The 12738-nt window shown below is 64.2% G+C and carries 11 protein-coding genes; 8 read left to right on the forward strand and 3 right to left on the reverse strand.

From position 1 onward, the window contains the following. From HMPREF2537_RS04330 to HMPREF2537_RS04345, 4 genes are all read left to right on the forward strand, one after another. Positions 1-241 (forward strand): LppP/LprE family lipoprotein (locus HMPREF2537_RS04330; protein WP_148138137.1); only part of this gene is annotated, 241 nt, incomplete at its 5' end. 56 nt (positions 242-297) lie between these two features. Beyond that, entirely contained in the window at positions 298-903 is a 606-nt protein-coding gene (locus HMPREF2537_RS04335; RefSeq protein ID WP_070525818.1) for an LppP/LprE family lipoprotein, read from the forward strand. Positions 904-994: 91 nt separating this feature from the next. Further along, entirely contained in the window at positions 995-1858 is an 864-nt protein-coding gene (locus tag HMPREF2537_RS04340) for a hypothetical protein (protein WP_070525825.1), read from the forward strand. 24 nt (positions 1859-1882) lie between these two features. Then, complete coding sequence (locus tag HMPREF2537_RS04345; protein ID WP_070525827.1) at positions 1883-2506, forward strand: hypothetical protein; 624 nt, start codon at positions 1883-1885, stop codon at positions 2504-2506. 44 nt (positions 2507-2550) lie between these two features. Here the strand turns inward: HMPREF2537_RS04345 and HMPREF2537_RS04350 are convergent, their stop codons facing one another. Genes HMPREF2537_RS04350 through HMPREF2537_RS04360 form a run of 3 tightly spaced genes read right to left on the reverse strand, consistent with a single transcriptional unit; the run spans position 2551 to position 5521 of the window. Beyond that, the gene (locus HMPREF2537_RS04350) at positions 2551-3843 is read right to left on the reverse strand and encodes a sulfate adenylyltransferase subunit 1 (protein ID WP_070525829.1); all 1293 of its coding nucleotides are present in this window, start codon (positions 3841-3843) and stop codon (positions 2551-2553) included. After that, positions 3843-4739, reverse strand: a complete 897-nt coding sequence (gene cysD, locus HMPREF2537_RS04355; RefSeq protein ID WP_070525831.1) for a sulfate adenylyltransferase subunit CysD — start codon at positions 4737-4739, stop codon at positions 3843-3845. Before cysD ends, HMPREF2537_RS04350 begins: the two co-directional genes overlap by 1 nt. Beyond that, on the reverse strand, positions 4739-5521 hold the full coding sequence (locus tag HMPREF2537_RS04360) for a phosphoadenylyl-sulfate reductase (RefSeq protein ID WP_070525833.1): 783 nt from the start codon (positions 5519-5521) through the stop codon (positions 4739-4741). Before HMPREF2537_RS04360 ends, cysD begins: the two co-directional genes overlap by 1 nt. Before the next feature lie 162 nt (positions 5522-5683). Here HMPREF2537_RS04360 and HMPREF2537_RS04365 point away from each other — a divergent pair, with 162 nt between their 5' ends. The 4 genes from HMPREF2537_RS04365 to HMPREF2537_RS04380 all read left to right on the forward strand — a co-directional run bounded on the left by HMPREF2537_RS04365 (position 5684) and on the right by HMPREF2537_RS04380 (position 12696). Next, positions 5684-6100: a methylenetetrahydrofolate--tRNA-(uracil-5-)-methyltransferase gene (locus HMPREF2537_RS04365; protein WP_070525835.1), complete on the forward strand. Its 417-nt coding sequence runs from the start codon at positions 5684-5686 to the stop codon at positions 6098-6100. 177 nt (positions 6101-6277) lie between these two features. After that, complete coding sequence (locus HMPREF2537_RS04370) at positions 6278-7996, forward strand: ABC transporter ATP-binding protein (RefSeq protein WP_070525840.1); 1719 nt, start codon at positions 6278-6280, stop codon at positions 7994-7996. After that, positions 7997-9940 carry an ABC transporter ATP-binding protein gene (locus tag HMPREF2537_RS04375; RefSeq protein ID WP_070525842.1) on the forward strand — a complete coding sequence of 648 codons (1944 nt, stop codon included), beginning with the start codon at positions 7997-7999 and terminating at the stop codon, positions 9938-9940. A gap of 77 nt (positions 9941-10017) precedes the next feature. Continuing rightward, entirely contained in the window at positions 10018-12696 is a 2679-nt protein-coding gene (locus HMPREF2537_RS04380) for a (Fe-S)-binding protein (RefSeq protein WP_070525844.1), read from the forward strand. Positions 12697-12738: the final 42 nt, after the last annotated feature.

Consider the following 12738-nt stretch of genomic DNA (forward strand, 5'->3'; position numbering starts at 1 on the left):
CTCCTCGCCGCACCACATCATGCTCTTCCATTACGGCGAGTACATCGGCACCGCCACCGCCGAGCCCTATGCCTTCTCCCCCGACGTCGAGCAGGTTAACGGCAACGAGATTTCCGTGACCTATCACTGGCCGCAGGAAGGCGACGCCAACGCCGCGCCGACGGGCACGTCAAAGGCTAACTTCCGCTGGGATGAAGCCCAGAACAAAGTCTTCATGAGCGGCGACGTTCCGCCTAGCTAAGATAAAACCAGCCGTGTGCCTCGAGGTGAGGCACACATTCTATGGAAGGAACACCCATGCTCCGGTCTGCTTCTGCCCTTGTGGGCGCTGCACTCATGTGCCTCCCGCTCGCCGCCTGTTCCCAGGAGGAGCAGGGCGAGGCGGACACCCCGATGTTTAGCGCGGTCCGCAACAGCCCGACGAGCGTTGCTGCCGAAAGCCCCACGGAAGAGGCCGCAAGTCCGGAGCCCACGAGCAACCAAGCACCTGCCCCGAATGAACCAGACTCCTGCGAAGACATTGACGCTGAAGAGGCCTATCAATCAGGCATTGGCACCATCGCGCCGTGGAATGGCTTTGGTTGGGGGCGGCCTTCTTCCTCAGAGTTTGAACCCTGCGCGGATTTGAGCTGGCTAATCATCGCCATCGAGGGTGCTACGGCCTCCTCGCCGCACCACATCATGCTCTTCCACAAGGGTGAATACCTCGGCACCGCAACTGCCGAGCCTTATGGCTTCTTCCCCACCATCGAGCGCGTGAATGACGCTGAAATCGCCGTAACCTACCACTGGCCGCGCGAGGGCGAAACCACCGCTGGCCGCACCGGCGAAACGCATGCCGGCTTCCGCTGGGATGAGGGCCAGCAAAAGGTGATCATGAACGGCGACGTCCCGCCCGTATAAAACCCTTTCTCACGGGGACAAGACGGCTAAAGTGTGACACGGCTTCCTGTGGAAGCTGTGTCTGCCGCCCCGTCTTGAAGGAGTTCCCTGCGTGACTGATAACAACCCCTGGGCCCCGCCAAGCAACGAGGGACCGGAACGTCCTGCACGCTCGGGGAGCATCCTTATCATCGCCCTTATCGTGCTCCTTGCGGTCATTGCTGGTGTCACGTGGTTTCTGATGTCACGCTCTTCTTCCGAAACCACGGAGCAGGAGGCGCTCTTTACACAGGTGGCCCCAAGCACCACCACAAGCGCTGAGTCCGGCTCAACAAGCAGTAAAGCCCGCACTACAAGCGTTGAGACGAGCACTGCGAAACCCGTGACGTCAAAGAACAAACCTCAGGACAGGTGCGGTACGGCAGCTGAGAAGACCAGGGACGGTATTCCTCGCCCGATGACGCTGTTTTGTAATGACGACTGGCTCTACCTCGCCTCAGAAAACAGCTCCTCTTTTTATCTCTATTCCTGGGGCGGTGGAGAATGGGTTCCCTATAAGAACGACGATGTCGATGACACCTCGTCGATCAAGTGCTGGGATGCTGACCGCCTCAAGGCCGACAACGTCCCGACACAAATCATCGACGACATCCCTCTCTGCGCAGACAACACTGAGAACGTAGAAGCTCAGGAAACCTGCGATGGCCGCTACATCCTCATCGTGGACTCCCTCCTCGTCCCTTATGGCGAGTCACCGCAATCCGAAATCGACCGCGTGAAGTCCCACTACGCCGGGGTCAACATCATGCCGGGAACGGCGTGCAGCTCGCTGCGTTCGGAACACGATGGAAAGCAAGTTTATGCGGCCTACTACGACGCCGGACACAGCGTGGATGAGGTCTGTAAACTCAAAGCGCGATACGGTGGCAACGCCCGTTCGCTCAACAACAATGCAGATTTCAGCGATCCCTGCTAACCCCTCGAAAGGACTTTTCGCCTCGTGGCACACTACAGCCTCTATAGCTCCCTCAACCTTGACCCTTCCGCTGATTCCGCGACCCTGACCTCGGACATCGAGCGCCGCCTCGCCGCGACTGACCCTTCCAACGCCGCGCTTTACGACGAACTCTCCACCGCCCACAGCATCTTCTCCCGCCAAGACCGCCGCGAGCAGTATGACCGAGCTATCGCGGATCCCTTTGGCCCCGAGGTGGACGTCGCCCGCATCCGCGAGATCGCCACGTCCGGCTCGGGCGTGCAGCTCATGCCGCAGCCTTCGACCGCCCAGGCTTCCGGCTCCTCCAGCTTCAATATTGACTTCTCCTTCCCCGTGGAGCCCTCCCGTCAGCGCGCCCAGTCGATTCAGTGGTGCATCGTGTGGGGTCTGCTGGCCTTCATGTGGATTATCTCCACCATTCGCGGCCTCGGCGCCCTCGCGGAGGTTGGCAACGCCAGCGGCGTCGAACTCCTCTACGGCGCTGATGACTACGTCGACGAGGCCAGCTCCGCCGGTGCCTTCTTCTTCATGGTCGCCGGCGGCACGCCGGTGTACCTGATGATTGCGGAGTTCATCTGGTCCTTGCGCAAGACCTTGGGCCGCAAGCAGGCCGAGAAGAACGCTTAAAACGCCGAAACCCGCGGCCATAAAGCCGCGGGTCAACGGGGGTATTAACGCAGGCGCTGGCCCACAAAGCCGGCGGCAAGGGTGTTGCCGCTGGACTGATCGATGAGCAAGAAATTGCCCACCGCGCCGCGAGCAGCGTAGTTCTCTACCGGCAGCTCCGCTTGTGTTTGGACAGAGATGTAAGCGATGTCATTGAGCGCCGCGGACTCCGGAGCCTCAACATCCGCCACGCCGTCTAGGTCGAGGATGCGGTCCACCGATGCCACGCGCGCCTTGACCAGCGCGGCACCATAGCGCAGCTTCACCATCTGTCCCGCGCGCAGCTCCTTGTCTGTGAGGACCACCGCGGTGGCGGCGAATTCGCGCACCTCCTCCGGGCGCTGCGAACCGGCGATGAGATCACCGCGAGCCAAGTCGATATCGTCGGCCAGCCTAAGTACCACGGAATCCCCGGCGCGCGCTGCCTCATCCGAGCCAAGCGGGCCGTCGGTGCTATCAATCGCGGTGACCGTCGAGGTCCGCCCGCCCGGCAGCGTCACCTCATCCCCCACCGCCACGTGCCCGGCTTTCACGCGCCCGGCATAACCGCGGTAGTCGGTTGCGTGCTCGCGGATGACGTACTGAATGGGAAAACGCAAGTCCAGGTCGTCGGCGCGGCCGGTGGCTACAGGGACGGTCTCCAGCGTTTCGAGGACCGTCGGGCCCTCGTACCAGTCCATCGTGGTGGAGCGTTCCACAACGTTATCGCCCTTGAGCGCGGAGATCGGGATGACGACCGATTCCGTAATGCCCAGGCGCGCCGCAATGTCGTGGAACTCCGTCTCAATCGCGCGGAAGGTGGCCTCGTCATAGTCCACCAGGTCGATCTTGTTCACGCCCAGAATCACGTGGCGCACGCCCAGGAGTGCTGCGACGTTGAGGTGGCGGCGGGTTTGTTCGACGACGCCATTGCGGGCGTCGACAAGCAGCACCACCACCTGGGAGGTGGACATGCCGGTGACCGTGTTGCGCGTGTACTGCACGTGGCCGGGGGTATCGGCGAGGATGAAGGTGCGCTTATCGGTGGCGAAGTAACGGTAGGCCACGTCGATGGTAATGCCTTGCTCGCGCTCGGCGCGGAGGCCGTCGACAAGCAGTGAGAGGTCCATGCCGTCGAAGCCACGGTCGGCAGAGGAACGCTCCATGGACTCCACCTGGTCCGCCAGCACGGACTTGGTGTCGTAGAGCAGGCGGCCCACGAAGGTGGACTTGCCGTCATCGACGGAACCGGCGGTGCACAGGCGCAGGGTATCGCGCTGCTTGAGCGCGCCGACATTCGGTGCGAGGGTAGTCGTCATCAGAAGTAGCCTTCCTTCTTGCGGTCCTCCATGGCGGACTCGGACAGTTTGTCATCGGCGCGGGTGGCTCCGCGCTCGGACAGGGTGGAAATGGAAATTTCCGCGAGCACCTCATCCGGCGAGGCAGCGGTGGATTCCACGGCACCGGTGCAGGACATATCCCCCACGGTGCGGTAGCGCACGGTGCGGGTCTCCAGCGGCTCGTCCTCGCGCGGGCCGCCCCACTCGCCCGGGGTCAGCCACATGCCGTTGCGGTTGAACACCTCGCGCTGGTGCGAGTAGTAGATGGAGGGAAGCTTAAGGTTGCGCGCGCCGATGTACTCCCAAATATCGGACTCGGTCCAGTTAGAAATGGGGAAAACGCGGACGTTTTCGCCGGCCATCTTGCCGCCGTTGTAGAGGTCCCACAGCTCCGGGCGCTGGCGGCGCGGGTCCCAACCGCCGAAGGAATCGCGGATGGAGAAGATGCGCTCCTTGGCGCGGGCGCGTTCCTCGTCGCGGCGCGCGCCACCAAGGACGGCGTCGTAACCGCGCTCCGCGATTGTCTCCACCAGCGGCACGGACTGCAGCGGGTTGCGGGTGCCATCGGGACGCTCCTGGAGGTCGCCGCGGTCGATCCAGTCCTGGACGTGGGCGACGTGCAGGCGCGCGCCGGTCTCCGCGACGAGCTGATCGCGGAAGTCGATGACCTCCGGGAAATTGTGCCCAGTATCGACGTGGATGAGCTCGAAGGGCACGGTGGCCGGCGCAAAGGCGCGGCGGGCCAGCTCGAAGACGACGACGGAGTCCTTGCCGCCGGAAAAGAGCAGGCCTACCTTGTCGAATTGCCCGGCGACTTCGCGCAGGATGTGGAGGGATTCGTTCTCTAAGTCTTTAAGGTGTGGTGAAAGAGTCATTATTCGTGCAACCCGCATTCTGTCTTGCCGTCAGCGAAAACGCGCCCGGAGCGCGCGTCCTCGCCCTCGCCTACCGGGAAGGTCAACGGCGCGCAGCCGATGGAGCGGTAGCCCTGGAGGGTGAGGGGATGGATGATGAGGTCGTGTTCCTTGATATAAGCGTCAGTGTCATCGAGGTCCCAGGTAATAATCGGGGAAATCTTCAGCCGGCCCGTGCGGTCCAGGCTCAGCGCCGGCGCGGTGGCGCGGTGCTCGGAATCGGCGCGGCGCAGGCCGGTAACCCACCCAACATAGGGGTCCATGGCCATGTTGAGCGGCTCCACCTTGCGCATGCGGTTATAGGCCGCAACGTCGCGCGCATACAGGCGCGGGCCGTAAATCTTGTCCTGCTCCTCGGGGCTCAGCAGCGGGCGCACGGTCACCAGCGGCAGGTCCGCATAGCGCTTGGCGACGTCCCCCGCCACCCCCAACGTCTCCGGAAAGTGCCAGCCGGTATCGATAAAGAGTAGGTCGGCGTCTAAGTGGGCGCGGTGCGCGAGCTCGGCCAGCACGGTGTTTTCCATGGACATCGTGACGGCAAGCCGGCCCGGCGCGTATTCGGCGGCCCAGGCGGTAATCGTTTCGGCGGAGGCGTCGTGGAGCTTATCGGCCCACTCCTCGACGAGTTCCTGGTTGCGCTGGGCCACGGCAGGCTCGAGCGGCGCGGTGTCGCGGGTGCCTTCGGGGCTAATGCTGGGGTCACGGTAGTCGCCGCGGTCCAGCAGGTTAATCGGTTCGGTCATGACACCTCACATTAAAGGGAGGCGGGCGTGTGCGCAGCCCCACAGTGGGGTGCGAGGGCTGTGAGCTTGGGTAGTAGGGAGAATAAAAATTGGCCAGAATGAACCGAGCGGACTAGATTTACAGACTGGACAGTCTATTTCTACCGAACTGAAGGGGTTCTCATGCAGCGTGTTGCCATCGTCGGGGACGGCCCCGCAGCACTCTCCACCGCCGAGCGGCTCATCAAAGCCGGGTTGTGCGTGGACCTCTACTGCGAGCGCCCCGCGCCCTTCGGTTTGCTCCGCCGCTTCGCCGGACTCTCCGGCGCGGAATCCGCTGCCGCCCCCTGCCCGAAGGGGACAACGCCGCGCCTGCGGCTCATCGGCAATGTCCGCGTGGGCTATGGCCCGGACGCGGACATCAACCACTCGGATCTCAACCAGCTCTCCGCCTCCGGCGACCGCCACTTGGTTTTATTGGAGCTCATGGCCCGCGGCGTGGCCATTACAACGTGGGAGGGGCTGTGCCACCCCACCGACGACGTCGAGGATTGGGCCGCCGTGACGGCACAGGCGCAGCGGGCGCCGGTCTGCTTCTAGCGCGCGAGCGCGCGAGCTAAACGCGCGAGCTAATCGCTCGCGCATTGATACGGCTGCCAGTCCTCGTGCCACCGCACTCGCTAGACGCGCAAGCTAGACGCTCGCGCAGGGAAACGGATAGACTTGCGCGGTCATTGACCTTTGGCCATCCAGGCCGCTCACACGAAACGTTGGTCTATGGAACTCGTTCGCATCCTTTTATCCCGCTCCAAACCCTATACCGGCTACGTCATCGCGGTACTGCTCCTCCAAGCGCTCTCCACCGCGGCAACGCTCTACCTGCCTTCCCTCAACGCGAAGATCATTGACAAGGGCGTTGCCCAAGTTGACATCGACTACATCTGGCGCACCGGCGGCATCATGCTCGTCGTGGCCTTCGTCCAAGTCCTCGCCGCCATCGCCGCTATCTGGTTTGGATCCCGCACCGCCATGGGTCTCGGCCGCGACCTGCGCTCCGAAGTCTTCCGCCGCGTCACCCGTTACTCCGCCGAAGACATGAGCAACTTCGGCACCGCCACCCTCATTACCCGCGGCACCAACGATGTCCAGCAGATCCAGATGGTCTACATGATGATGCTCAACTTCATGGTTGCCGCACCGATCATGTCCATCGGCGGCATCATCATGGCCATTCGCGAAGACGCCGGCATGTCCTGGCTCGTCGCGGTGTCCGTCATCGTGCTGCTCGCTGCCATTTCCGTCATCATCGTCCGCCTCATGCCGCTCTTCCGCGCCTGGCAGGGCAAGCTCGACGTCATGAACGGCACCCTGCGCGAGCAAATCGCCGGCATCCGCGTCGTCCGCGCCTTCACCCGCGAGGAACACGAATCCGAGCGCTTCCGCACCGCCAACCGCGACCTGACCAACCTCTCCCTCAAGGTAGGCCAGCTGTTCGTCCTCATGTTCCCCATCATCACCGTCATCCTGAACGTGGCCACGGGCGCGGTTCTGTGGTTCGGCGGCCACCGCGTCGACGATGGCCTCGTGGAAGTCGGCTCCCTGACCGCCTTCCTGCAGTACCTGCTGCAGATCCTCGCGGCCGTCATGATGGGCACCTTCATGGCCATGATGCTGCCCCGCGCCGTCATTTGCGCGCGCCGCATCACCGACGTCCTCGAGCACGATCCCTCCATCGTCGAGCCCGCTACCCCGCTCACCCCGGAGCGCTCCGAGGGCGTGGTCGAGTTCGACAACGTCACCTTCCAGTACGCCGGCGCGGAAGCGCCCGTGCTTCACGACGTCTCCTTCACCGCCACCCCCGGCACCACAACCGCTCTCATCGGCGCGACCGGTTCCGGCAAAACCACCGCGCTGTCCCTCATCCCGCGCCTCTACCTCCCAACGAAGGGCCGCGTGCTTCTCGACGGCACCGATATCGCCGATATGGCACGAGGGGACGTCGTCAAGCGAGTGGGCCTCGTGCCGCAGAAACCGTACCTGTTTAGCGGTTCCGTGGCCTCCAACCTGCGCCTGGGTGCGCCGGAGGCCAGCGATGAGGAATTGTGGGCGGCGCTGCGCGTGGCGCAAGCTGACTTCGTTGAGGACCTCGACATGCACATCTCCCAGGGCGGCACCAACGTCTCCGGTGGCCAGCGCCAGCGTCTGTCCATCGCGCGCATGCTGGTGGCGCGACCGCTGGTGTACCTCTTTGATGATTCCTTCTCCGCGCTCGATGTCCTCACGGATGCCGCGGTACGCGACGCCATGCGGGAATACACCGCGGAGGCGACGACCATCATCGTGGCGCAGCGCGTGAGCTCGATTGTGGACGCGGATCAGATCCTGGTCATGGACGCCGGGCGCGTCGTGGCCCGCGGCACGCACGAGGAGTTGCTCGAGTCCTCCGAGACGTACCGCGAGATTGTGGAATCCCAGAAGACCTCGGAGGTGGCCTAAATGACTGAGCAGGATAACGCTACTTTGAATGAGGACACCACCGCCGAGCTCGAGGAGAAGACCGGCGAGAACGCCCCGCGCAAAGCCAAGAACTTCTGGCCCTCCGCCAAGCGCCTCTTTGGCCTGCTCGCGCCGTTCAAGGCGCAGCTTGTCGCGATTGCCGCGATGAATCTCGTGTGCGTGTTCCTCGCCGTGGCCGCGCCCAAGGTTATGGGCAAGGCCACCGACGTCATCTTCTCCGGCGTCATTTCCCGCCACCTGCCCGCCGGTATGACCAAGGAGCAGGCCATCGCCGCTCTGCGCGCGGGCGGGCAGGACAAGTTCGCGGACATGGCCTCCGCCATGGACTTGAACCCCGGCTTCGGCATTGATTTTTCCAAGCTGGGCACGATCATCGGCATCGTGATTGCGATGTACGTGGTGTCCTCGCTCTTCCAGTGGTGGCAGGGCTACCTTCTGAACTCGCTGGTGATGAAGGTCGTCTTCGATCTGCGTGAACGCATCGAGGCGAAGATCAATCGGCTGCCGCTGAACTACTTCGATACGCAGTCGCGCGGCGACCTTCTGTCGCGCACCACCAACGATGCCGACAACGTCCAGACGGCGCTGCAGCAGGCCATTTCGCAGCTGTTTTATAACCTGCTCATGGTCGTCGGCATCACGGTCATGATGTTCACCGTGTCCTGGCAGCTGGCCCTCGTGGCGCTGCTGGCGCTGCCGCTGACCGGTGTGGTCATCGGGGTCGTCGGCTCGCGCGCGCAAAAGCAGTTCAAGGCGCAGTGGAAGGCCACCGGTGACCTCAACGGGCAGGTCGAGGAAGCCTTCTCCGGCCACGACCTGGCGACCGTCTTCGGGCGCATCGACTCCATGACGGAGGACTTTGATAAGCGCAACGAGGAGCTGTTCCGCTCCGCCTCGCTGGCGCAGTTCCTGGCGGGCATGATGATGCCGATCATGCAGTTCATCTCCTACCTGTCCTACGTGGTCATCGCGGTGCTCGGCGCGCTCAAGGTGGCCTCCGGCAACCTCACGCTGGGTGGTGCCCAGGCCTTCATCCAGTACTCCCGCGAGTTCAACCAGCCGCTGGGCCAGCTCGGCGGAATGATGCAGCAGGTGCAATCAGGCGTGGCGTCGGCCGAGCGCGTCTTCGAGTTCCTCGACGCCGAAGAAGAGCCCGCCGAGGAGCCCACCTCCCGCTTGGGTGGGCGTGCGAAGGGGCTCGTGGAGTTCGACGACGTCAACTTCTCTTATGACCCCGACAAGCCGCTCATCCAGGACCTCAACCTGCGCGTGGAGCCGGGCCAAACCGCGGCCATCGTCGGCCCCACGGGCGCTGGCAAGACCACGCTGGTCAACCTCATCATGCGTTTCTACGACATCGATTCCGGCACCATCCGCCTCGACGGCGTGGACACCGCGCAGATCTCGCGCCACGAGCTGCGCTCCCAGGTAGGTATGGTGCTGCAGGACGCCGTCGTCTTTGAGGGCACCATCATGGACAACATCCGCTACGGCCGCCTCGATGCCACCGACGAGGAGGTCATCGCCGCCGCGAAGGCCACCTACGTGGACCGCTTCGTCCATTCCCTCCCCGACGGCTATGACACCAAGATTGACCAGGATGGCGGCGCGATTTCCGCTGGCGAGCGCCAGCTCATCACCATCGCGCGCGCTTTCCTGGCGCAGCCGGCGCTGCTCATCCTCGATGAGGCCACCTCTTCCGTGGATACCCGCACCGAGGTGCTCGTTCAGCAGGCCATGAATGCGCTGCGCGCGGACCGCACGTCCTTCATCATCGCGCACCGCCTGTCCACAATTCGCGACGCCGACCTCATCATCGTCATGGAAGAAGGCCGCATCGTCGAACAAGGCACCCACGCCGAGCTTCTCGACGCCCACGGCGCCTACTGGCGCCTCCACCAGTCCCAGTTCCGCGAGGACTAGCTGAATCCTGACTCACTGATTTCGGGGCTAAGGATTTAAGGTAGGAGGCACGCACAGCAGCAATTAAAGGAGCGCGCATGTTCGGCTGGGTTGCCATCGCCGCATCGATCCCGGTGTGGCTGTACTTCATCTACCGCCTGACGGCACTGTTTCGGTTTATCCGTTCCGGCGGTCCCACGCAGCTGAACCGCACCGACCGCCCCATGGCGCGCCTCGGCCGCGTGCTCATCGAAGTCTTCGGCCATACCCACTTCAAGGGCCGGCCGCTGGTCAATGCCGCGCACTGGCTCGTCATGGTGGGCTTCCTCTTCGGCGCCATCGTCTGGTTCGAGGCCTATATCCAAACCTTCGCGCCCGATAAAGGCTGGCCGTGGCTCAGCGACTGGCCGGTCTACCACTTCATCGAAGAGGTCCTCGCGATCGGCACCGTGCTGGGCATCTGCTTCCTCATTGGCGTGCGCCTGAAACTCGGCCACACCGAGCGCGGCAGCCGCTTCTACAACTCGCAAGTCTTCCCCGCACGCCTGGTGGAGGCCATCGTGCTCCTCGAAGGCCTGGGCATGCTCGCTGTCAAGGCCTCCGCCATCGCCACCTACGGCGGTGGGTCCCCGTGGGCTGATTTCTTGACGATGCGTGTGGCGGGGGTGCTGCCGACGTCGCCAAGCATGGTGCAATTCTTTGCCCTGGTGAAGCTGCTGACGGGCCTGGTGTTCATCGCATGCATCGCGCGCTATTTCCAGTGGGGCGTGATGTGGCACCGCTTCCTGGCGTTCTTCAACATCTTCTTCCAGCGCAACGCCGACGGTGAAAAGGCGCTAGGTGCTCTGCCCACGCCGGACTTGGAAGACCTCGAACCGGGAAGCTGGAAGATGCTTCTCGACGCCTCCTCCTGCACCGAATGCGGCCGCTGCCAGGACCTATGCCCCGCATGGAACACCGGCAAGCCGCTGAGCCCGAAGAAGCTCATGATGGACCTGCGCCAGGGCGCGCTGGATAATTACAACCCGCACGAGGGGCTCAACGTGTTGGCGATGGCGGGCACGATTGATGATGACGTCCTGTGGGCCTGTACCAACTGCGGTGCGTGTGTGGACCAGTGCCCGGTGGATATCGAGCACATCGACCACGTGGCGGACCTGCGCCGCTTCAAGGTTCTGGCGGAGTCCGACTTCCCGTCAGAGCTGACCGGGCTGTTTAAGAACATGGAGACGAAGGGCAACCCGTGGGGCCGCAACGCTTCGGAGCGGCGCACGTGGATTGATGAGGCGCGCGCCGATGGCATTGAGGTGCCGATTGTCGGCGAGGACGCGGAAAATTTTTCGGACCTGGAGTACCTGTTCTGGGTCGGCTGCGCGGGTGCCTACGACGACAAGGGCCGCGCCACGACGCGCGCGGTGGTGGACATGCTGCACACCGCCGGCGTGAAGTTCGGTGTGCTGGCCACGGGCGAGACCTGTACCGGTGACCCGGCGCGCCGTGCCGGCAATGAGTTCCTGTTCCAGGTGATGGCGGAACAGAATGTTGCCACGCTTAACGACGCCTTCGCCGGCGTCCCGAAGGGCCAGCGCAAAATCATCACGACGTGCCCGCACTGCTTCAATACGATCCGCAACGAGTACCCGGACTTCGACGGCCATTTCGATGTGCTGCACCACACGCAGCTGCTCAACCGTTTGGTGCGGGAGAAGCTGCTCGTGCCCGTGCCGCGTTCCCCGGAGAATCGCCGACCCGTTACGTATCACGACCCGTGCTTCCTGGGCCGCCACAACAAGGTCTTCGACCCGCCGCGTGAGCTCGTCGAGGCGACCGGTGCATCGCTTGCGGAGATGGACCACAACCGCGATGCGGCCTTCTGCTGCGGTGCCGGTGGCGCGCGCATGTTCATGGAAGAAAACCAGGGCAAGCGAGTTAATGAATTCCGCTCAGAGCAGGCCGTGGCGACCGGTGCCGAGCAGATTGCGACGGGCTGCCCGTTCTGCAATGTCATGCTGACGGGTGGCGTGAAGTCCATCGCGCCGCAGACACAGGTCAGCGATGTGGCGCTCATGCTGCGCGAAGCCATTGCCCCCTCTGGCGACCTTCCCGCCCCGCGCGAGAAGGCCTTCCTCGACACGCCTCGCCGCCTGCCCGTGGAAGATTCCGACGCGCCTTCCCCGGAAGCACCCGCTGCACAATCTGCCCCGACAAGCTCCCCACAGGCCCCCACCGCTGCGCCGTCCGCACCAAGCGCTCCCTCTGCGCCGCAAACACCTGCAGCGCCGACGCCACCTGCCGCCCCCAGCGCTCCTGCAGCACCCACTGCGCCGCAAGCTCCGTCCGCGCCAACCGTGCCTACTGCTCCAACGGTTCCTTCCTCCCCTGTCGCTCCGATTGCACCGGCGGCTCCGGCTGCCCCCAGCGCACCCGCCGCGCCGTCCGCACCCAGCGCGCCGCAAGCACCGGCAGCGCCTAGTGCCCCGGCTGCTCCTTCGACACCGCAGCCGCCAACCGCGCCCAGCACTCCTGCGGCGCCGTCCGCTCCGACACCACCGGCTGCTCCTTCGGCTCCATCCGCCCCTGGTGCACCAGCAGCGCCCAGCGCGCCGCAAGCACCGGCAGCGCCTAGTGCCCCGGCTGCTCCTTCAGCACCGAAGCCGCCGGCCGCGCCCAGCGCACCCGCGGCACCGAAGGCTCCATCTGTGCCAGACACGCCAGCGGCACCCAGTGCCCCGGCGGCGCCGAAGGCTCCGGGGGCGTCGGCAAGCAAGGGCGACTAGTGCGACGTCGGCCACACCACCAACGCTCGGGGTAGGCGTGCC

The sequence above is a fragment of the Corynebacterium sp. HMSC074E01 genome (genome assembly GCF_001808885.1).
Classification (GTDB): domain Bacteria; phylum Actinomycetota; class Actinomycetes; order Mycobacteriales; family Mycobacteriaceae; genus Corynebacterium.